The 21,999-nt window shown below is 62.6% G+C and carries 14 protein-coding genes and 1 pseudogene; 6 read left to right on the forward strand and 9 right to left on the reverse strand.

Annotated elements, in window-relative coordinates; genetic code table 11:
• Positions 1-94 precede the first annotated feature (94 nt).
• From BMY52_RS16000 to BMY52_RS05820, 3 genes and pseudogenes are all read left to right on the forward strand, one after another.
• Positions 95-2,095 (forward strand): annotated as a pseudogene (locus BMY52_RS16000) (N-6 DNA methylase); the annotation flags it as partial.
• Entirely contained in the window at positions 2,092-3,345 is a 1,254-nt protein-coding gene (locus BMY52_RS05810; RefSeq protein ID WP_425429223.1) for a restriction endonuclease subunit S, read from the forward strand. The pseudogene BMY52_RS16000 and the gene BMY52_RS05810, both read left to right, overlap by 4 nt.
• 153 nt (positions 3,346-3,498) lie before the next feature.
• Positions 3,499-4,551: a PDDEXK nuclease domain-containing protein gene (locus BMY52_RS05820; RefSeq protein WP_090252110.1), complete on the forward strand. Its 1,053-nt coding sequence runs from the start codon at positions 3,499-3,501 to the stop codon at positions 4,549-4,551.
• Positions 4,552-4,745: 194 nt separating this feature from the next.
• On the opposite strand, the gene BMY52_RS05825 is transcribed toward BMY52_RS05820, so the two are convergent.
• From BMY52_RS05825 to BMY52_RS05850, 6 genes are all read right to left on the reverse strand, one after another.
• Complete coding sequence (locus tag BMY52_RS05825) at positions 4,746-5,765, reverse strand: diguanylate cyclase (RefSeq protein ID WP_090252113.1); 1,020 nt, start codon at positions 5,763-5,765, stop codon at positions 4,746-4,748.
• 48 nt (positions 5,766-5,813) lie between these two features.
• Positions 5,814-6,794 carry an NAD(P)/FAD-dependent oxidoreductase gene (locus BMY52_RS05830; protein WP_090252116.1) on the reverse strand — a complete coding sequence of 327 codons (981 nt, stop codon included), beginning with the start codon at positions 6,792-6,794 and terminating at the stop codon, positions 5,814-5,816.
• Positions 6,795-6,908: 114 nt separating this feature from the next.
• The gene (locus BMY52_RS05835; protein WP_245740644.1) at positions 6,909-8,423 is read right to left on the reverse strand and encodes a cobyric acid synthase; all 1,515 of its coding nucleotides are present in this window, start codon (positions 8,421-8,423) and stop codon (positions 6,909-6,911) included.
• A gap of 14 nt (positions 8,424-8,437) precedes the next feature.
• Entirely contained in the window at positions 8,438-10,003 is a 1,566-nt protein-coding gene (locus BMY52_RS05840) for a cobyric acid synthase (protein ID WP_425429221.1), read from the reverse strand.
• Between the two features lie 90 nt (positions 10,004-10,093).
• The gene (gene bchE, locus BMY52_RS05845) at positions 10,094-11,779 is read right to left on the reverse strand and encodes a magnesium-protoporphyrin IX monomethyl ester anaerobic oxidative cyclase (protein WP_090252117.1); all 1,686 of its coding nucleotides are present in this window, start codon (positions 11,777-11,779) and stop codon (positions 10,094-10,096) included.
• A 173-nt stretch (positions 11,780-11,952) separates the two neighbouring features.
• The gene (locus BMY52_RS05850) at positions 11,953-12,312 is read right to left on the reverse strand and encodes a cysteine-rich small domain-containing protein (protein WP_090252515.1); all 360 of its coding nucleotides are present in this window, start codon (positions 12,310-12,312) and stop codon (positions 11,953-11,955) included.
• A gap of 398 nt (positions 12,313-12,710) precedes the next feature.
• On the opposite strand from BMY52_RS05850, the gene BMY52_RS05855 reads away from it, so the two are divergent.
• The 3 genes from BMY52_RS05855 to BMY52_RS05865 all read left to right on the forward strand — a co-directional run bounded on the left by BMY52_RS05855 (position 12,711) and on the right by BMY52_RS05865 (position 17,879).
• Positions 12,711-14,654 (forward strand): PrkA family serine protein kinase, encoded by a 1,944-nt coding sequence (locus BMY52_RS05855; RefSeq protein ID WP_090252120.1) that lies wholly within the window; start codon positions 12,711-12,713, stop codon positions 14,652-14,654.
• 31 nt (positions 14,655-14,685) lie between these two features.
• Positions 14,686-15,969, forward strand: coding sequence for a YeaH/YhbH family protein (locus BMY52_RS05860; protein WP_090252124.1), 1,284 nt, complete (start codon positions 14,686-14,688; stop codon positions 15,967-15,969).
• 368 nt (positions 15,970-16,337) lie between these two features.
• A complete protein-coding gene (locus BMY52_RS05865) occupies positions 16,338-17,879 on the forward strand; it encodes a SpoVR family protein (protein ID WP_090252126.1) in 1,542 nt (513 codons plus the stop codon).
• Here the strand turns inward: BMY52_RS05865 and hemF are convergent.
• The 3 genes from hemF to BMY52_RS05880 are packed head-to-tail and all read right to left on the reverse strand — an operon-like array spanning position 17,870 to position 21,982.
• Positions 17,870-18,808: an oxygen-dependent coproporphyrinogen oxidase gene (hemF, locus tag BMY52_RS05870; RefSeq protein WP_425429224.1), complete on the reverse strand. Its 939-nt coding sequence runs from the start codon at positions 18,806-18,808 to the stop codon at positions 17,870-17,872. The two genes, BMY52_RS05865 and hemF, sit on opposite strands and share 10 nt — an antisense overlap.
• 15 nt (positions 18,809-18,823) lie before the next feature.
• The gene (gene tsaC / locus BMY52_RS05875) at positions 18,824-19,387 is read right to left on the reverse strand and encodes an L-threonylcarbamoyladenylate synthase type 1 TsaC (protein ID WP_090252132.1); all 564 of its coding nucleotides are present in this window, start codon (positions 19,385-19,387) and stop codon (positions 18,824-18,826) included.
• 15 nt (positions 19,388-19,402) lie between these two features.
• Entirely contained in the window at positions 19,403-21,982 is a 2,580-nt protein-coding gene (locus tag BMY52_RS05880) for a DNA topoisomerase I (protein WP_090252134.1), read from the reverse strand.
• Positions 21,983-21,999 lie beyond the last annotated feature (17 nt).

Raw genomic sequence — 21,999 nt, forward strand, 5'->3', positions numbered from 1 at the left:
TGGCAGCCTTGCCGTGGAATCAGTGGCAGCTTTCCCCTGGAATGGGTGGCAGGCTTGCCGTGGAATCAGTGGCAACCTTGCTCCGGAATACGCACAGTTCTACACGCCGTCGGAGGTCAGCCGCGTCATCGCCCAGGTGATCGGCATCTCGCCGGAGACCGCCGTGGCCTCCACCACCGCTTACGATCCGACCTGCGGATCGGGTTCCCTGCTGCTCAAGGTGGCCGCCGAGGCGGGCAAGCACATCACATTGGAGGGGCAGGAGAAGGATGTCACCACCGCCGGTCTGGCGCGCATGAACATGATCCTGCACGACTTCCCCACCGCCAACATCCTCAACGGCAACACCCTGGCCAACCCCAAGTTCAAGGACGGCGAGCAGCTTCGCACCTACGACTACGTGGTGGCCAATCCGCCCTTCTCCGACAAGGGCTGGAGCGCCGGCCTCACGCCGGAAGACGACCCCTGGCAGCGCTTTGCCTGGGGCGCGCCACCTGCCAAGCAAGGCGACTACGCCTACCTACTGCACATCGTTCGCTCGATGAAATCGAGCGGCAAGGGCGCGGTGATCCTGCCCCACGGTGTGCTGTTTCGTGGCCACGCCGAGGCGGTCATCCGCAAGCAACTGGTGCGCTCAGGCTACCTCAAGGGCATCATCGGTCTGCCCGCCAACCTCTTCTACGGCACCGGCATCCCCGCCTGCATCCTGGTGCTGGACAAGGAGAACGCCCGGGCCCGCAAGGGCATCTTCATGATCGACGCCTCCAAGAGCTTCATCAAGGATGGCAACAAGAACCGCCTACGCGAGCAGGACATCCACCGCATCGTCGACACCTTCAAAAAGCAGGCCGATGTGGCGCGCTACGCCCGTAGGGTGCCCTTCGATGAGATCACCGACCCAAAGAACGATTTCAACCTCAACCTGCCGCGCTACATCGACTCCAGCGCGCCGGAAGACCGCCACGACCTCCACGCCCACATGAACGGTGGCATCCCCGAGCGCGACATCGATGGTGATCCTGCCGCCATCCCCCCGGTGCCAGGCCTGGCCGCCTACTGGCAGGTCTTTCCTGACCTGCGCCAAAGGCTGTTCTCCCCTCTCCCGCTTGCGGGAGAGGGGCCGGGGGTGAGGGCCGGCTACACGCACCTCGCGGTTGACCCCTCCGCCATCAAGCCCACCATCCTGGAACACGACGAATTCGCCGCCTTCCGACGGCGCATCACCGCCCTGTTCGACGACTGGCGCAGTCGTAATCGGCCCGTACTCAAGGGCTTTGGCGTCAACGGCCAGCCCAAGGCGCTGATTACGGAGATCGGGGAAGACCTGCTGGAGACCTTTCGCGCCGCGCCCCTGCTCGACCCCTACGACATCTAACAGCACCTGATGGACTACTGGTACGAGACTCTGCAGGACGACGCCTACGAGATCGCCGCTGACGGCTGGGTGGCCCAACCCCGCCGTATGCTCGAGGAGGTCCAGAGTGGCAAGAAGAAGGGCCAGATGAAGGACAAGGGCTGGACCTGTGACCTGATCCCCAAGCCTTATATCGTTGCCTGCTACTTTGCCGAACAGCAGGCCGAGCTGGATACCCTGCAGAACGATCTGGACACCGTCGCCAGTCAACTCACCGAGCTGGAAGAAGAGCACGGCGGCGAGGATGGCGCCTTCGCCGAGCTGGACAAGATCAACAAGGGCGAAGTGACCAAACGCCTCAAGGAGATCAAGGGCAATCCCGAGTACGCCGACGAAGCCTGGGTCCTCAAACAGTGGACCCAGCTCGACAAACGCCAGAGCGACCTGAAAAGGCAGATCAAGGAAGCCGACGCTGCCCTCGACCAGCTCGCCTATGAGAAATACCCGGAACTCGACGAGGGCGAGATCAAGCGTTTGGTGGTGGACGACAAGTGGCTCACCGCCCTGGAGGCCGCCGTCCAGTACGAGCTGGAGCGCGTATCCCAGACCCTCACCGGCCGCGTGCGCCAACTGGCCGAGCGTTACCAAACACCGCTACCGAAACTGGCCGACGAGATGGATGCCCTGTCGGCGCGGGTGGATGAGCACCTCAGAGCCATGGGAGTGGTGGCATGGGCATGAAGGGCGAGTCAACGGCAGTGCGTGATGCCTCGGCGAGGTATGCGCCGCAGGTAGATATCCCGGCGGTGCAGGAGGGCTACAAGCAGACCGAGGTGGGGGTGATTCCGGAGGAGTGGGAGCTGGTGACGGTTGGAGATTTAGCCACTGTTAGAGACGGCACCCATCAGACTCCAAAATATGTGCCCATTGGAATCCCCTTTTACAGTGTTGAGCATGTAACGAGCAGAAATTTCTCAAATACCAAATTTATTGCCGAAGAAGAGCATAAACACCTTACTCGGTCGTTCAAGATTGAGAGAGGCGATGTGCTCATGACGAGGATTGGCTCAATCGGTGAGTGCGTCCTCGTCGATTGGGATGTGGAAGCAAGTTTCTATGTCAGCCTAGCTTTGTTGAAGATTAGCGGGGCCGACGCCGCATACGTTGTTGCATATTCAGAATCATCGGCTTTCAAAAAAGAAGTTGACCTTCAGTCGCTACCATCTGCTACTCCAAAAAAAATCAACCTGGGGCCAATTTCCCACATACGGCTAGCACTACCCAAATCTCAAGAAGAACAACGCGCCATCGCCACCGCCCTGAGCGATGTGGATGCCCTGCTGGAGGCGCTGGACCGCCTGATCGCCAAGAAGCGCGACATCAAACAGGCCACCATGCAACAACTCCTCACCGGCCAGACCCGCCTGCCGGGGTTTGAGGGGGCGTGGGAGGTGAAGCAGTTCGATGAAGTTCTCGTGCGGTTAAATGCCAAATCAAACCAAATTCAGACGAATGACTACCGACATACAGGGATGTACCCCGTTGTCGACCAAGGAAAAGAACCGGTAGTAGGTTTCTCAGACAGGGCAAATCAGATTTTCCATTGCCCTAAGGGCGGAGTGATCGTTTTTGGTGACCACACCTGTATCGTTAAATTTGTCGATTTTGACTTTTTGGTCGGTGCTGACGGAACGCAAATCATCAAGGGGAAGCCGGGGCAGATCACGTTGTTTTATGCATATCAACTTGAATATCGCGGAGTTGACCCGACCGGATACAACCGTCACTTCAAATCCCTGAGGGAAAAAGAGTTTTCTGCTCCGGACGAACGTGAACAAGCCGCAATCCTCTCCGATATGGACGCCGAACTCGAAGCCCTACAACAACGCCGCGCCAAAACCACCGCCCTCAAGCAGGCCATGATGCAGGAGTTGCTGACCGGCCGCACGCGGCTGGTGGAACCCGCTGCAAGGGAGCGCGCTGCATCATGACAGTTACCGCACCTCGGCCTACTTCTATTCGTATCTTCCTGGCGGAGGGCAGGCCCGACGGTCTGCGCATCGCTGAAAAATCCAACTGGACCGGGCGGGCCGTGGTGGCCAGCCGTTCACAGGCGAGTCGGGCTTTTGGAAGGAGGCAGGGACATGAAACGGTCATCACCACCTGACTCCGTACTCCTGGCTGAGCTTCGCCAACTCATCGATGGCGCTCGCCAGCGAGCGGCGGCAGCGGTCAATGCCGAGCTGACGCTACTGTACTGGCAGGTTGGTAGCCGCATTCACCGGGGGATCCTGGGAGAGAATCGGGCCAGTTATGGTAAGGCGACCGTCTCCGCGCTGGGGAGACAATTGACAGCCGAGTATGGGCGAGGCTTCTCGGCTAAGAACCTGCTCCACATGATCCGCTTCGCCGAGGTGTTCCCGGACGAGGAGAAAGTCTCCGCAGTGCGGAGACAATTGAGCTGGACCCATCTCAAGAGCTTGATTTACCTCGACGATCCGCTCAAGTGGGATTTCTATATTGAACTGTGTCAGCTTGAAGGGTGGTCGTCTCGCCAGTTGCAGGAGCGCATCCAGTCCATGCTGTTCGAGCGCAGCGCCATTTCCCGCCAACCGGAGCAGACCATTCAGGCCGATCTGCAGGCGCTACGCCAAAGCGGACGGCCCTCCCCTGATCTACTGCTCAAAGATCCCTACCTGTTGGATTTTCTCGGCTTGAACGACCGCTATCTGGAGCGCGACCTGGAGGATGCCATCCTGCGCGAGATCGAGCAGTTTCTGCTGGAACTGGGCGCCGGTTTCACCTTCGTAGCACGCCAGCGACGCATCCAGATCGATGATGAGGATTTCTACATCGACCTGCTGTTCTACAACCGCAAGCTCAAGCGCCTGGTGGCCATCGACCTTAAGCTGGGCCGGTTCAAGGCCGAGTACAAGGGTCAGATGGAGCTCTACCTGCGTTGGCTGGCCCGCCACGAGCAGGAGGCTGACGAAAATCCGCCGCTGGGCATCATCCTCTGCGCCGGCAAGCAGCAGGAGCAGATCGAACTGCTGGAGTTGGATAGCAGCGGCATCCACGTGGCCGAGTACCTGACCCTGCTGCCGCCCCGGGAAACCCTGCAGGCACGGCTGCACCAGTCCATCGAAAACGCACGGGCTCGGCTGCGGGCCGACCAGAAGGAGGGAGATGGGGAATGAGGCGTGTTCGCCGCGAGCGCCAGACTCAGCACCGCGTGGTCGATCTGTTCACCCGTTCCGAAGCGGGCGGCGGACTAGGGTATGGCTACCTGGGCAACTGGAGCAAAAGGCAAAAAAACCGGTCCATCGAGCCGGGCCTGCTGCGCGACAATCATTTGAAATCCATCGATATGGATGAGCGATCGATGCCCGATCTACGGCCCGTTCGGCGCTACCTCCACGCGGTTGCGGCCCAACTCCTTGGCGCGGTAGAGGGCGGCGTCGGTGCGGCCAAAGAAGTCCTGGAGGGTTTCCCCTGGGCGATATTGGGAAACGCCGATGCTGGCGGTCCAGGGCCCTATCTTGGGGAAAGGGTGCGCGGCGATGGTTTCCCGCAAGCCCCGCGCCAGGGCGAGGGCGCCTTCGATGCCGATATGCGGACAAATGATCAGGAATTCCTCGCCACCCCAGCGGCCAGCGTGATCCACGGCACGCAGCCGGGCAGTGATGATGTCGGCAAAGGCCTTGAGGACGCTGTCACCGATCAGGTGCCCGTGTTGGTCATTGATCCGCTTGAACCAATCCACGTCGACCAGTATGGAGGACACAGGGTAGCCATATCGCTGGGCCCCCAGGAACTCTGTACTGGCGAGTTCTTCAATGCGCGGTCGGTTGTTCATGCCGGTGAGTCGGTCGGTGTTGGCCAGCTGTCGCTGTTCTTCCAGCGCCTCGCGCAATTGGGCGGTTCGCTTCTCCACCAGCCTGGCCAGAACCCGGTTGCGCGCCTCCAGTTCCTTGTTCGGGTAGGATTCGTCCTGTCCGTGTTCGGTGCTCGGGAAGGAGATATGCAGGTGTTCGATGACCCAACGACCTGATTCATGACGCTTCCATACCAGGGACTGACGCAGATTGTTGAGGTGGATCTCCTGCCCCTGAATCTGAGTGTGCAAATGCAGTTCGCAAGTCGTAATGCCCACCGTGTCGGACAGGACCGCCACCTGGAGGCGGGATTGCTCCCAGACGATGGCATTGGGTGCCTGCCGAAAGTCCCGCTCATAGATTTCCAGGAACACACGCCGCTCGGGCACGAATTCGTCGTGTCCGGTCCCCACGCCGTGAATGGTGGGGCTAAAAAGGGCGACCGCCTTTTGCAGGTCCCATCTGGTTAAATAGCTGGTGAGGTACGCTTCCAGAGCCGCCCTCAGTTCCTGCTCGATGCCTTTGGCGCCCGTCACTTGTCAGCACACCTGATCATCGGGAAGGGGGCTCACGGTGGCTGTCATTCAGATGGGCCCGGGTCTTGGGCCGTTGGCACCATCCCCGCCGACACCCATGGACCGGACCAAAGCAGCGGCCAGTGCCTCGCCGCTGTCGAAGGCCGCTTCCACGCGGGCGCCAAGGGCCCAGTCGCCGCAGGCGCCGATCCGCTGTTGGGCATCCCACAGACATGGCGTTCCGGCCGCCTGTTCCACACGGGCATACAACCAGCGGTGAACCTGCCAATGGAACGGCTGCGCCTTGCCCACCATGGCGCGCAAGGCCTCCAGCAGGGGTTCACCGAGTGCCTCGGTGGGTGTGTCCACATGGGCGCGTGACCATTCGCTGCCAGCGTGGGCCACCACGGTTTCTGGCTCGGTGTCCCGCCCTGGTTTGGTGGCATTGCGGGCGATCCACGCCAGCGGCCCTTCGGTGGGCTCGATGACGACATCGGCGAGTGGCAGGGGGTGATCGAACGCGGCCATCAAAGTGATGGTGGGGGCATAGCGCACCTGCTGCAGGGCCGGGAAGTCGATCCCCGTGGTGGCAGCCAGCGCCATGGCCTGGGGTGCCGGAATCGCCAGCAGCACGGCGTCGAAGGCCATGGCCAGGGTGTCGTCATCCGGGCCGTGGTCGGCGTGCAGGGTCCAGCCCTCAGGATGGTGGTCCAGGTGCGTTACCCGACAGTTGCGATGGATGGTCAGGCCACGGGCCAGGGCCCAGGCGGGTGCGGTCATGCCAGGGCAACCGACCAGCCGGCCTGACCCCCATTCCGCGACGACCCCTTCCTGCTGCCAGCTGCGCACATAGGCCTGCAGTGCCTCGCCTCGCGCGGTGAAGTACTGAGCCCCATGATCGAATTGCAGCCCATCCGCGCGGCGGGTGGCCATGCGCCCGCCCAGGCCGCGACTCTTCTCGAGAACCGTACAGTCATATCCGCGGTCGGCCAAGCGTCGCGCGGCGGCCAGCCCGGCGATACCAGCACCGATGATTGCGATACGGTTCATTGGTGGGCCTCAAATATGACTCATTTCATCAGGTTGAGTTGAATGGTGGCGCATATGATGAAATGCACGACAACAGTAAACCGAGAGCAACAGGAAAGCCATAAGGTGGCCGCTCTAGCGTCCCGGTGGCCGCGCCAGCTCCCAGAGCCGATCCAGGTCCAGGTCTTCTTCCAGTTGGTCGGCAAAGGCATCCAGCGTGGCGTCCACGCGTTCAGCGTAATTGAGCCCGGAGGTTTTTGCACCCAGGCCTTCCAGCCAGTGGCGGCGGAAGCCGTCGGCGGCGAAGATGCCGTGGACGTATCCACCCATGATGCGGCCATCGGCGGAGCGGGCACCTTCGGGACGGGTGCCTTCGGTGTCCTCAAGGGTGAGCCAGGGGGTTTCCAGGGCGGGGCCGGTGGTGCGGCCCATGTGCATCTCGTAGCCGGTGAGGGCTTCGCCGCTGAGCCGGTCGCGGGCGTCCAGGTCCAGCAGGCGCTTGTCGCCGGTGAGGGTGGTTTCCATGTCCAGCAGGCCCAGGCCAGGGGTGTCGCCGGCCGAACCCTCGATCCCGTCCGGGTCACGAATCATCCGGCCCAGCATCTGGTAGCCGGCGCACAGGCCCACCACATGGCCGCCGTGGCGCACGTGGGTGTGGATGTCGTGGTGCCAGCCTTCCCGGTAGAGGCATTCCAGGTCACTGCGGGTGGCCTTGGAGCCGGGCAGCAGGACCACGTCGGCGTCCCGGGGGAGGGGTTGGCCCGGGGCAATCCAGCGCACGTCCACGCCCGGCTCTGCCGCCAGGGGGTCCAGGTCGTCGAAGTTGGCCACCCGGGGCAGGCGGGGGACGACGATGCGCAGGCCGCGACCTGAACCTGAATGTTGCTGGTCCAGGGCCAGGGAGTCCTCCTGGGCCAGACGGGTGGCACCGTCGAACCAGCGGATCAGGCCCAGGTTGGGCCAGCCGGTGGCCTGGGTCATCTCCTCGGCGGCGGGGGCGAACACCGCCGGGTCACCGCGAAAGCGGTTCACCAGGTAACCCTGGACGCGGGCACGTTCCGATTCGGTCCAGAGCTGGTGCGATCCGAGCACGGAGGCGGTGATGCCGCCCCGGGCGTCCTCACCCAGCAGGATGACGGGAATGTCCGCCGCCTCGGCCAGCCCCATGTTGGTGATGTCGCGGGCCCGCAGATAGCGTTCCGAGCCGCAACCCGCCCCTTCGATGAGCACCAGGTCTGCCTCGGCGGCCAGGCGGTGCAGGCTGTCCACCACGGCGGGCAGCAGGTCCGTCTTCATGGCCTGATAGCCGGCGGCGGACCAGGTGCCCAGCACCCGGCCCCGCAATACCACCTGGCTGTCCCTGTCGCTCTGGGGTTTGAGCAGGACCGGGTTCATGTGGACCGAGTTGGGGGCGCCACAGGCGAGGGCCTGCAGGGCCTGGGCCCGGCCGATCTCGCCCCGTACGGGCGTGCCATCGGCCCGGGTTGGGGCGTCCGAATCCACGGTGACGGCGGCGTTGTTGCTCATGTTCTGGGCCTTGAAGGGGCGCACGGTCAGGCCGCGGCGGGTGAAGGCCCGGCACAGGCCGGCCACCACCAGGCTCTTGCCTACATCGGCATTGGTGCCCTGGATCATGAGAACGCGGGCCATCTTCACCCCTGATGTCATGTGGCCAGCGCCAGCAACGCGTCCAGGTCCAGGTTGTCTTCGCAATGATCCGCCAGGGCCTCCAGGGCGGCTTCCACACGGGCCTCATAATCCAGGGTCGAGGCCTCGGCGCCTACCCGGCGCAGCCAGTGGGCGCGGAAGTCATCATTGCCAAAGATCCCATGCACGTAAGCGCCGGTGACCTGGCCATCGGCAGACATGGCGCCTTCAGGGCGGGGCTTGCCTTGTTTGTCCTCCAGCATCAGCCAGGGGCGTTCCAGCCCGGCGCCGTATGTGCGGCCCATGTGCATCTCGTAGCCGGTGACACGGCAGCCGCTGGTCTGGTCTGTGGCATTCAGGTCGATGAGCTTTTTCTCACCACTGATCTCGGTCTCCACGTCCAGCAGTCCAAGCCCCGGTGTCTCGCCGGGTTCCCCCTCGATACCCTGGGGGTCGCGCACCACCCGGCCCAGCATCTGGAATCCGGCGCACAGGCCCACCACGCGCCCGCCCTGGCGCACATGGGCCAGGATGTCGATGTCCCAGCCCTCACGGCGCATCACTTCAAGATCCGCGCGGGTGGACTTGGAGCCTGGCAGGATGACCACATCGGTTTCCCGGGGTATCGGTGTGCCGGGCTTCACCCAGTGCACGCTCACGCCCGGTTCGGCCGCCAGGGGGTCCAGATCATCGAAATTGGCCACCCGGGAGAGCTGCGGTACGGCGATGTTGAGGCCGTGACCCTCACCTTCCGCGGGCCTCTCCAGGGCCAGGGAGTCTTCCGCCGGTAGCCGCGAGGCGGATTCGAACCAGCGCACCACCCCCAGCCAGGGCCAGCCGGTGCGCTGGGTCATGAGTTCGCAGGCGGGCTCGAACAGGGACAGATCGCCCCGGAACTTGTTGATGATGTAACCCACCACGCGGGCATTCTCGGCCTCGTTGAGCAGGGCATGGGTGCCCACGATCGCCGCCAGGGCACCGCCCCGGTCGATGTCGCCCAGCACCACCACCGGCAGGTCGGCCAGTTCCGCCAGCTTCATGTTGGTGATGTCGGACTTGCGCAGGTACACCTCGGCGCCGCTGCCGGCGCCCTCCACCAGCACCAGGTCCGCCTGGGCGGCGGTGCGGTGAAAGCTGTCCAGCACCGCCGGCAGCAACTGTGGCTTCATCTTGTGATAGACCTTGGCCCGGCAATTCCCCAGCACTCGACCGCGCAGCACCACCTGGGAGCCGATGAGGGTCTGGGGCTTGAGCAGCACCGGGTTCATGTGGATGGAGGGCTCCACACCGCAGGCGCGGGCCTGCAAGGCCTGGGCGCGACCGATCTCGCCCCGGGGTACCTGGCCATCGGATCCCGGCGGTAAGTCGCTGTCGGCAGTGACGGCGGCATTGTTGCTCATGTTCTGTGCCTTGAAGGGCCGCACCTTGAGCCCCCGGCGGGCATAGGCCCGACATAGGCCGGCCACCAGCAGGCTCTTGCCCACATCCGAGCTGGTGCCCTGGATCATCAACGCTTTGGCCTGGCGGGGGCCGGCCTGGGGCAGGGCGGGAAAGTCGATGGGGGCAGTAGGGTCATCGATCACAGGGTTTTTCCTCAGCAGACAGCAAAAGGGCGCCCCATGGGCGCCCTTTACAATTGCGGATCAGGTTAGAGCAGGGTCGGCCTGATTGGATCAGGCGTTTTCCTTGATCTTCTCCTTGATCTTGGCGTCGTCCAGGCTCTCTTCAAGTTGCTGATCGCCACCACCACAGATTTTCACCTGAGACGGATCCATCTGCGAGGCCTCGGCAGCCGCACCGGCCTTGGCGGGCTTGCCGCCACGCTTGCGGGCCGGGGCACTCTTCCACTTGACGATCTGCTCTTCCAGTTGGGCGTCCGGCTTGACCAGCTTGCGGGAGTGGTCGAACTTCCAGTCCACCGTCTTGCGGGACTGCGGACCCCAGTAACCGGCCTTGCCCAGGTCGTAGAAGCGGCGCTCGAAGGCGCTCTTCAAGAAGGCCTTGAGGCAGCCCAGGAGGTACTTGCGGCGCAGCGGGTTGCGCTCCCAGGGATAACCCAGGAAGGCCTTCTTCATGTAGAAGCGGCGGTAGTTGTGCATCACCCGGTCCAGCAGTTCGCCCCGGGTCATGGCCGTGGGCTTCATGATGGGGGTGACGAAGTTGTACTTGGCGAAATCGTGGATCTCCACCTTGTCTCCCATCTCGGTGTACAGGTCCGAGAAGGGCCAGGGGGTGAACATGGCCCAGTTGGCCATGTCCGGATTCCAGTCCATGCACAGCTTGAAGGTCTCTTCCAGGGTCTCGGCGGTCTCGTTCTCCAGGCCGACGATGAACTGGGCCTCGGTGACGATGCCGGCGTTGCGCAGCAGCTCGATGGCACGCTTGTTCTGGGCCACGGTCGTCTCCTTGACGAACAGGTCCAGGTTGAGCTGTGCGGCGGCCTCGGTGCCCAGGGAGATGTGTACCAGGCCGGCCTTGCGGTAGAAGGGCAGCAGGTCTTCGTCGCGCATGACGTCGGTCACGCGGGTGTTGATACCCCAGAGCACGCCCAGGTCGCGGTCGATGAGCTCCTGACAGAACTCAACGAACTTGGCCTTGTTGATGGTGGGCTCCTCGTCGGCGAGGATGAAGAAGCCGACGCCGTGCTCCTTGACCAGGATCTCGATTTCGTCCACCACCTTCTTGGGATCGCGCACCCGGTAGTCACGCCAGAACTTCCACTGGGAGCAGAAGCTGCAGGTGAACGGGCAGCCGCGCGCCATGTTGGGGGTGGCCACGGGCACGCCCATGGGGATGTAGATGTATTTCTTCCAGTCCAGCACGCCCCAGTCGGGGATGATGGAGTCCACGTCGCGGATGGTGGGGGCGGCGGGGGTGGCGACCACTTGGTCGTCTTCCACGTAGGCGATGCCGCGGACTTCACTGCGGGCTTCCGGCCAACGACCCTCGTCCACGGTGCGCACCAGATCCAGGGTGACGGCCTCGCCCTCACCACGGATGATGGCGTCGATCCACGGGGCTTCGGTGAGCACCTGCTGGAACATGAAGGTGGCGTGAATGCCGCCCAGCAGCGTCACTGCGTTGGGGCAGGCTTCCTTGGCGATCTTGAGGGTTTCCTCCGCCTTGTAGATGGCGGGGGTCACGGCGGTGCAGGCGATGATGTCCGGTTGGGCCTCGGCGAAGATCTTGCGCAGATCCTCGTCGGAGATGTCGTCGGTCATGGCGTCCACGAAGGTGTAGTCCGTGTAGCCATGGGTCTTGAGGTAGCCGGCCAGATAGGCCACCCAGGCGGGGGACCATTTACCGGCGATTTCGGCGCCCCCGGAATGATAATTCGGATGGACGAAGAGGATTCGCATACGTACGCTCCCGCGAAAAGGATTTATCGCCCCCGCCCGGCGGGTGGAGACGAACAATACAGGCGGGGCAGATTCCTTGGTCCCCGGATCGCCTGATCGTACCCGCGCGTTTTAAAGACTGTCAACCTTGGTGGACAGTTGGTGGGCTGGGCCTTGGTTTCACGTGATCTCGGTCAATCACTCCGTGTCGAGTCCGCCCGTCGGGGTTCTGCCTCCTCGGGCAGGCTGACCGTGTATCGGGTCTGCTCATGACCATCCCACAGGATGGGCCGTTCCAGCCATTTCTGGATGAAACTCCACGATTGCAGGTAGCCGTTATGGGGTAGGTTGCAGGGGCTGCAGTCCTTGCGTTTCATGCCGTGGCGGTCGGTGATCACGCGGTAAGGGCCGGGACACTCGTAGGCGATCAATGGGCAATAACAGAACAGGCAATTGAACTCGCGTTTCACGCCCTGGTGGCAGGGCATGAACGGGCAAGCGTCGTTGGTGAAACCCTTGAAGGCCTCGTTGATGGTGCTGTCTTTGGGTTCCATGTTGAACTCCGGTCCCCGGAGGCGGGGAAGTTGGGTCATTGGCCCGCGGATCATGAATGCCCGCTGCCATGGTCTATGCTCAGTCAATATCCGGCAGATCCATTTTACCGGGTTGCCGAGTGGGTGAGGGTGCGCCTGCACAATCCTGAGACAAAAACCCGGGTATGCACAGGAACTGCTTGCCCGGGGCACCGTCCAACTCAAGAGACGAGCCACGGGCCACGCTTTGAAAAGGCACGGGCATCCCACCCACGATCCCATGGCAGGCCTTTCCCTCCCGGGCCCCGTTCGAGCAACGGGGCGGCCTGGCGAATCGGGTGCGACAACATCTGACTGTGGTATCCCCTTTGCATGGGGAATGCCCAGTGTGATCGGACTCCAACAAGGGGGTGATTACGATGGATTCGGCCGAAGCCTTGATTGCGCAGTATGCACGTTCCTATCAGAAACGGCAGGAGGCCGACATGTCTCTGAGTGAGTACCTGGAAGGATGCCGGGACGATCCCATGCGGTATGCCACCGCGGCCGAGCGCCTGGTGCAGGCCATCGGCGAACCCAGGGTTGTGGACACCGCCAAGGATGAGCGCCTGGGTCGCATCTTCATGAATCGCACCATCAAGGTGTATCCCGCCTTTGAGGATTTTTACGGGATGGAGGAGACCATCGAGCGCATCGTCGGTTTCTTCCGCTATGCGGCACAGGGTCTTGAAGAGCGCAAGCAGATCCTCTATCTGCTGGGCCCGGTGGGGGGCGGCAAATCGTCCCTGGCGGAGCGGCTCAAGGCGCTCATGGAGAAGTTTCCCGTCTATGTGCTCAAGGCCGGCGACGAGGTCTCCCCGGTGTTCGAGAGCCCCCTGGGACTGTTTGATCCGGCCATGGGGCAGGATCTGGAAGAGCGTTTCGGGATTCCCCGTCGGCGTCTCTCGGGGCTGATGTCGCCTTGGGCGGTCAAGCGGCTGGATGAGTTTGGTGGTGATATCTCCCGGTTCTCGGTGGGCCGTGTCTTTCCCTCGCGACTGCGGCAGATCGCGGTGTCCAAGACGGAACCGGGGGATGAGAACAACCAGGATATCTCCTCGCTGGTGGGCAAGGTGGATATCCGCAAGCTGGAACTGTACAGCCAGAACGATACCGATGCCTACAGCTACTCCGGCGGCCTGAATCGGGCCAATCAGGGCATCCTGGAATTCGTCGAGATGTTCAAGGCGCCCATCAAGATGCTGCATCCCTTGCTCACTGCCACTCAGGAAGGCAACTACATGGGGTCGGAGAATATCGGTGCCATCCCCTACCAGGGGATCATCATGGCTCACTCCAACGAGTCCGAGTGGCAGGCCTTCAAGAACAACAAGAATAACGAGGCCTTCATCGACCGCATCTCCGTCGTCAAGGTGCCCTACTGCCTGCGGATGAATGAGGAGACGCGGATCTACGAGAAGCTCATCCAGACCAGCGAACTGGCGGAGGCCTCCTGCGCGCCGGCCACCCTGGACATGCTGGCCAAGTTCTCGGTGCTCAGTCGCCTGCGCCAGCACGAGAACTCCAATCTGTTTTCCAAGATGCGGGTCTACAACGGTGAGAGCCTCAAGGATACCGATCCCAAAGCCAAGTCGATGCAGGAATACCGCGACATGGCCGGTGTGGATGAGGGCATGGATGGGGTGTCCACCCGCTTTGCCTTCAAGGTGCTCTCCGAGACCTTCAATTACGACACCCGCGAGGTGGCTGCCGATCCGGTACACCTGCTCTACATGCTGGAGCAGTCCATTCGTCGTCAGCAGTTCCCGGAGGAGACGGAGCGCCGTTACCTGGAGTTCATCAAGGCCGAACTGGCACCCCGCTATGCGGACTTCATCGGCAACGAGATCCAGAAGGCGTATCTGGAGTCCTATAGCGACTTCGGGCAGAACCTCTTCGAGCGTTACGTGGCCTATGCCGATGCCTGGATCGAGGATCATGATTTCAAGGATCCGGATACCGGCCAGTTGCTGGACCGTCAGTCCCTCAACCAGGAACTGACCAAGATCGAAAAGGCTGCCGGGATCGCCAACCCCAAGGATTTTCGCAATGAGGTAGTCAAGTTTGCGCTGCGCTCTCAGGCGGCTCAGGGCGGCAAGATGCCGTCGTGGACCTCCTACGAGAAGATCCGCGAGGTCATCGAGAAGCGCATGTTCAGCCAGGTGGAGGATCTGTTGCCGGTGATCAGCTTCGGGGCCAAGACGGACTCGGAGATGGAGCGCAAGCACAACGATTTTGTGCAGCGCATGGTGGAACGCGGCTATACCGAACGCCAGGTCCGCCGGTTGGTGGAATGGTACATGCGAGTCAAGCAGGCGGGCTGATCAAGCCCGGTCTGCGGGAGGTGCGCCCCCTGTGGTGAATATCGTCGACCGCCGTCTGAACCCCAAGGACAAGAGCCTGGCCAACCGCCAGCGCTTCATCGGCCGTGCCAAGCGTCAGATCCTGGACGCGGTGCGGGACGTGTCGTCGCGTCGTAAGGTGGCGGACATCGGTCATGGCGGGGAGGAGATCAGCATCCCCGCCGACGGCCTGCGGGAACCCAATTTCCGCAAGGGCACGGGCCGTGGCGTGAGGGATCACGTGGTGCCGGGCAACAAGGAATACGTGGCCGGCGATACCATCCCGCGTCCGGAAGGCGGGCAGGGAGGGGGGGGGCGTGGTGGCAGCCCGCAAGGTGAGGGTGAGGATCCCTTCCAGTTCACGGTGAGCAAGGACGAGTTTCTCGATCTGTTCTTCGAAAACCTGGAGTTGCCCGATCTGGTGCGTACCCAGGTGACCAAGGTGGAGCGTCATGGCATTCAGCGGGCCGGTTATTCCGTGTCCGGCTCGCCCTCCAATCTCAATTTGGCGAGAACCATGCGCAATTCCCTGTCCCGCCGCCTGGCGCTGCGTCGGCCCAAACGGGAGGAGACCCGTGCCCTGGACGAGGAGATCGATCGCCTGGAGCGCACCGGCAAGGAGCCTGAACGGCTGCGGAAGCTCATCCAGATGCGGGAGGAGGCTACCCGGCGCACCCGGTCCATTCCCTATATCGACCCCATCGACCTGCGTTACAACCGGTTTACCCCGGTGCCCCGGCCCATCTCCCAGGCGGTCATGTTCTGTCTGATGGATGTTTCCGGCTCCATGACCGAGGACATGAAGGATCTGGCCAAGCGATTCTTCATGCTGCTGTTTCTCTTTTTGCAGCGGCGTTATCGGCATGTGGACATCGTCTTCATCCGTCACACCCACATTGCCCAGGAGGTAGATGAAGACACCTTCTTCTACTCCCGGGAGACGGGCGGCACCCTGGTGTCGCCAGCCCTGGATGAGATGCGCAAGGTGGTGGCAGATCGCTATGACCCGGCGGAATGGAACATCTATGCGGCGCAGGCTTCCGATGGGGACAACACGCCCGCCGACAACCCGGCGGTGCTGGAGATGATGGAATCGGTGATCCTGCCGGTGTGTCGGTATTTCGCCTACATCGAGGTGGCGGAGGATCGGGGCTGGGAGATGACCACGGATCTGTGGCAGGTGTATGAGCGCCTGGCAACCTCCGGCCGCCCCCTGGCCATGCGCAAGGTGCGTGACCGGGGGGATATCTTCCCGGTGTTCCGGGATCTGTTCACGCCGGTGGAGCTGAGACGGTAGGTGCCCGCTGCGCCCCTCATCCCCAGCCCTTCTCCCCGGAGGGGAGAAGGGAGCCACCTGTTGTTGGAGGGGAGGAAGGGAGCCACCTGTTGTTGGAGGGGAGGAAGGGAGCCACCTGTTGTTGGAGGGGAGGAAGGGAGCCACCTGTTGTTGGAGGGGAGGAAGGGAGCCACCTGTTGTTGGAGGGGAGGAAGGGAGCCAGCTGTTGTTGGAGGGGAGAAGGGAGCCAGCTGTTGTCGGAGGGGAGAAGGGGGCGCATGTTCCCGGAGGAGAGAAGCTGGTTCGAGCCCCTCTCCCCTTTGGGGAGAGGGGTTGGGGTGAGGGGGGGGTGAAGCCCGGATGATCGCAAAACCAGGAGACCAAAGACCATGAATGCCATTGCCCCACTCCTCTACACCGGTGCCGATTGGGATTACGCCCTCATCAAACGGGCCCATGATGCCATCGAGCGCATCGCCATCGATGAGATGGGCCTGGATCCCTACCCCAGTCAGGTGGAGGTGATCAGTTCCGAGCAGATGCTGGATGCCTACTCCTCCATGGGCATGCCCCTGTTCTACCGGCACTGGTCCTTCGGCAAGCATTTTGCGCGCGACGAAATGTACTACCGCAAGGGCATGACGGGTCTGGCCTACGAGATCGTCATCAACTCCAACCCGTGCCTGTGCTACATCATGGAAGAGAACACCATGACCATGCAGACCCTGGTCATGGCCCATGCCGCCTTCGGGCACAGCCATTTCTTCAAGAACAATCACCTGTTCCAGTCATGGACCGACGCCGAGGGCATTCTGGACTACCTGGATTTTGCCAAGTCCTACGTGGCTCAGTGCGAGGAACGCTATGGCCGCTGGGAGGTGGAACGGGTGCTGGATGCCGCACACGCCCTGATGTCCCACGGGGTGCACCGCTACCCGCGTCGACAGCCCCTCAATCTGGTGCAGGAAATGCAGCGCAAACGTGATCGGGCCCGCTACGAAGAGCAGACCTTCAACGACCTGTGGCGCACCTTGCCGCGGCGCGGTGATGAGGCAGAGAAAGAGGGCACCCAGGATGTGAGCGCACGCCGTCAGGCCCTGGGTCTGCCAGAGGAAAACCTGTTGTATTTCCTGGAGAAGCGGGCGCCCAGGCTGGAGCACTGGCAGCGGGAAATCCTCCGCATCGTGCGCATGGTGTCGCAGTATTTCTATCCGCAGAAACAGACCAAGGTGATGAACGAAGGCTGCGCTACCTCGGTGCACTATCACATCATGAACCGGCTCCATGAGACCGGTCAGGTGACCGAAGGGGCCTTCATGGAGTTTCTGCACCAGCACACCAATGTGGTGTTCCAGCCGGAATTCGATGACCCGCGTTTCTCGGGTATCAACCCCTATGCTCTGGGTTTCAATATCCTGCAGGACCTCAAGCGGGTGTGCCTTGCGCCCACGGAGGAGGATCGGCGCTGGTTCCCGGAGATTGCCGGCAACGGGGATTTCCTGGGTACCTGGAAGCACGCCTGGGCGGAATACCGGGACGAGAGCTTTATCCTTCAGTTCCTGGGGCCGAAGGTGATGCGGGACATGCGCCTGTTCGCTGTTCACGATGATGCGGATGAGCCCCATCTGAAGGTGGAAGCCATTCATGACGACGCAGGCTATCGGGAGGTGCGTCGGGCCTTGTCAGCCCAATACGACCTGGCCCGGCACGAGCCGGATATCCAGGTGGTGGACGTGGATCTGGCCGGGGATCGCAAGCTGATCCTGGAGCATCGTGCCCAGGATGGTCGTCTGCTGGAAGAAAAGGACGCCCGGCGCGTGCTTCAGCATCTGGCCAATCTATGGGGTTATGCCGTGCGCCTGTATGAGGTGGATGCCCGTACCGATACAGTGATCAACGAGTTTGTGGACGTGGAGCCCGCTCAGGCCTGATGACGAACCGCCGGGCTCAGCCAGTCCCTGGGCTGGAGGAACCGTTCCACCAATTCAGCCTCGGGGGTGCCCGGTTTTGCCTGGTGATTGTATTCCCAGCGCACCAGCGGTGGCATGGACATGAGAATGGACTCGGTGCGCCCACCCGACTGCAAACCGAACAGCGTCCCCCGGTCGTAGAGCAGATTGAACTCCACGTAACGCCCGCGCCGGTACAATTGGAAATCCCGTTGTGATTGCGTGTAGGGCGTGTCCTTGCGGCGCTCGACAATGGGCCCAAAGCCATCCAGATAGCCATCCCCCACCCGCTGCACGAACTCGAAGCAGCGCTCGAAACCCCAGGCATTCAGGTCATCGAAGAACAGGCCGCCCACACCCCGGGCCTCGTTGCGGTGATTCAGGAAGAAGTATTCGTCACAGGCTGCCTTGAAACGTGGGTAGACATCATCCCCAAAGGGCTGGCATACCCGCCGGGCATTTTCATGCCAGTGTACGCAGTCGGCCTCCACACCGTAATAGGGTGTGAGATCGAAGCCACCGCCGAACCACCATACCGGTGCCTCCCCAGGCTTCTCGGCCAGAAAAAAGCGCACATTGGCGTGCGAACTGGGCACATGGGGGTTCAGGGGGTGGATCACCAGGGAGACGCCGGTGGCCTCAAAGCTGCGTCCAGCCAGTTCCGGTCGTCGCGTACTGGCCGTCTGCGGCAGCCGCCCCCCCCGCACGTGGGAAAAATTGACCCCGGCCTGTTCGAAGACCGTGCCACCCTTGAGCACCCGGCTGCGGCCACCGCCGCCCTCGGCGCGCTCCCAGCGGTCGTCCACCCAGGGGGCCTTCGGGTCCACTTTTGCCAGTTGCCGACAAATGTTGTCCTGCAGGTGGCGGAAGTAGTCCAGGATGGGGGGCAGTTGAGGTGTGTCGCTCATGATCCTTGCTCGGTCGCGTCAGCCATCCCGAACGATGTCGCCGGTGACCAGATCCCGAATCTCGCTGGGTTTCTCCCGGCCCCCGGTCTCACCCTCCAGGATGGTGTCCAGTAACTGGCCCAGGGCCTGCTGTACCGTGTGTGCATCCCGGGCCGGCGCCTCGCCGGAGCGATTGGCGCTGGTGGAGACCAGGGCACCCCCGGCCTGTCGGCAGAGATCTGCCGCAAGAGGGTGATCGGTGATACGCACGGCCAGTACGTCCCGATTTCCGGTGAGCCAGCGGGGCACGTCGGGCCGGCAGGGCCAAAGCCAGGTGACAGGGCCCGGCCAACGGGCCATGGCCCGTGCGTGGAGCGCCGCGTCCACGGGCCGCAGAAACGGCCCCAGCTGGGAAAAATCGGCAGCGATAAGGATCAGCCCCTTGTCGGGCAGCCGGTGTTTCGCGGTCAACAGGCGATGTACCGCCAGTTCGTTGCGAGGGTCACAGCCCAGGCCGAACACTGCCTCGGTGGGGTAGGCCACCAAGCCTCCACCGCGGATCATGGTGGCGGCATGCTGCACGTCCCGGGTCAGTCTGGCCATCCGAGATGCCTGTGATCAGGTGCCGCTGGAGACGCCGGCCGTGCTGTCCTCGGCCGATTTCTTGCCTTGACGGGAGGTCGCTTTCCCCGTGGACGCCTTGGCCTTGGTACCGCTGCCCGTGGACTTCTTGCTGGTGCTGGTGGTCTTGGCCTTGGTGGTGGACTTGCTGGCGGCCTTCGTAGCCGTCTTGCCGGTCTCCGGGGATGCGTCCGAGGTCTTTTTCGTGGTGCTCGCCTTGGTGGTGGTTTTCTTGGACGTGGCGGCCTTCTTGGTCGCCGCCTTCTTGGCTGGAGCCTTGCGACCACGGCCCTTCTTCTCGGGCGCCGCGGCAAGCAGCGCCTGGCATTGCTCCAGGGTCAGGTCCTTGGGTTCCTGATCCTTGGGGATGCGGGCATTCTTGGCGCCGTTGGTGATATAGGGGCCGTAACGGCCGTTGAGCACCTGGATGCCTTCCTCCTCGAAGGTCTTGATGAAGCGGTTGGCGTCGATTTCCTTCTTCTCGGCCACCAGTTCCAGGGCTCGGGGGAGTTCGATGGTGTAAGGGTCGTCTTCCTTCTTCAAGGAAGCATAGCGGTCCCCGAATTTCACGTAGGGGCCAAAGCGACCGATGTTCACCAGTACCGGCTCCCCTTCAGGGGTTTCTCCCAGTTCGCGGGGAAGCTTGAACAGGGCCATGGCCTCGTCCATGGTGATGCTGTCCATCTTCTGGCCGGGCCGCAGACCCGCGAAACGGGGCTTTTCCTCGTCGTCCTTGGTGCCGATCTGCACGAAGGGCCCGTAGCGGCCCATGCGCACCGAGACGGGTCGGCCCGACTTGGGATCGGTCCCGATTTCCCGTGCCTGCACGGCTTCCTCACGGGTGACCGAGGCATCCTTCTCCTTCACCTGCTCATGGAACTGGTTCCAGAACCGTTCCATCACCGGCACCCATTCCTTCTCGCCCCGGGAGATCTCGTCCAGTTCATCCTCGAGCCGCGCGGTGAAGTCGTAGTCCACGTACTGGGTGAAGTGCTGGGTGAGGAAGGTGTTGACGATGCGGCCGATGTCCGTGGGCACGAAACGCCGATTCACCAGCTCGGCGTATTCCCGTTGCAACAGGGTGCTGATGATGGAGGCATAGGTGGAGGGCCGACCGATGCCATGTTCCTCCAGCGCCTTCACCAGGCTGGCCTCGGAGTAACGCGGCGGGGGTTCGGTGAAGTGCTGGTCTGCCTGCACGTCCCGCAGGTCGATATCCTCGCCTTCCTTGAGTTCCGGCAACAGACGTTCGTCGCTTTCCACCTTGGCGTCGTCCTGGTCTTCCCGATAGACGGCCATGAAGCCGGGGTCGCGCACGGAGGAACCGGTGGCCCGGAAGACATGGTCCGCGCTGCCTGCCTGCAGATCGGCCGCCACCGTGTCCAGGGTGGCATGGATCATCTGGCAGGCCACGGTGCGTTTCCACACCAGGTCGTAGAGCCGGGCCTGGTCCTGGGAGAGATGGGATTTCACCTCGTCGGGCAGGCGTTGTACCGATGTGGGGCGGATGGCCTCGTGGGCCTCCTGGGCGTTCTTGGACTTGGTCTTGTAGATGCGCGGACTGTCCGGCACCTTCTCCTTGCCGTAACGCTCCCCGATCAGCCCCCGTATCTCCTGAATGGCGTCATTGGACAGGGTGAAGGAGTCGGTCCGCATATAGGTGATCAGGCCGATGGGCCCGCTGCCCAGGTCGATACCCTCGTAGAGTTGCTGCGCCACCCGCATGGTACGGCTGGCGGAGAAGCCCAGCTTGCGCGAGGCCTCCTGCTGCAGGGTGGAGGTGGTGAAGGGGGCAGCCGGGTTGCGGCGCCGCTGCTTCTTTTCCACCTTGGCCACATGCAGGCGCCCGTTCGCGGACGCCATCAGGGTCTCGCGGGCCTTCTGGGCATCGGTCTCGTTGTTGATGTCGAACTGTTCCAGCTTCTTGCCGGCGTAGACCTGCAACCGGGCCGTGAAGTCCTCGGTATCCTTGGCCGCATGGGCATCCACTGTCCAGTATTCCTGACTGACAAAGGCCTCGATCTCCTGTTCCCGCTCCACGATCATGCGCAGGGCCGGGCTCTGTACCCGTCCGGCGGACAGACCACGCTTGATCTTCTTCCATAGCAGCGGTGAGAGATTGAAACCCACCAGGTAGTCCAGGGCGCGGCGCGCCTGCTGGGCATTGATCAGGTCGTTGGACAGGCCACGGGGGTGTTCGATGGCTTCGCGTACCGCCCGCTGGGTGATCTCATGGAATACGACCCGCTGGGTGTCCTTATCCTTGAGCAGGCCACGCTCGTTCAGCAACTCGTAGAGGTGCCAGGAAATGGCCTCTCCCTCACGGTCGGGGTCAGTGGCCAGAATCAGGCTATCGGCCTTTTTCAGTGCCCGGGCGATGCTCTCCACATGCTTTTCATTGCGATCAATGATCTGATAGTTCATGTGGAAGCCATGCTCGGTGTCCACGGCACCCTCCTTGGGCACCAGGTCGCGCACATGGCCATAGGAGGCCAATACCTCAAAATCATTTCCGAGGTACTTCTTGATGGTCTTGGCCTTGGCGGGCGATTCGACGATGACCAGGTGCTTGCTCATGGCCTGGCTACCTGTGT

This window comes from Ectothiorhodospira marina (assembly GCF_900109495.1).
Classification (GTDB): domain Bacteria; phylum Pseudomonadota; class Gammaproteobacteria; order Ectothiorhodospirales; family Ectothiorhodospiraceae; genus Ectothiorhodospira; species Ectothiorhodospira marina.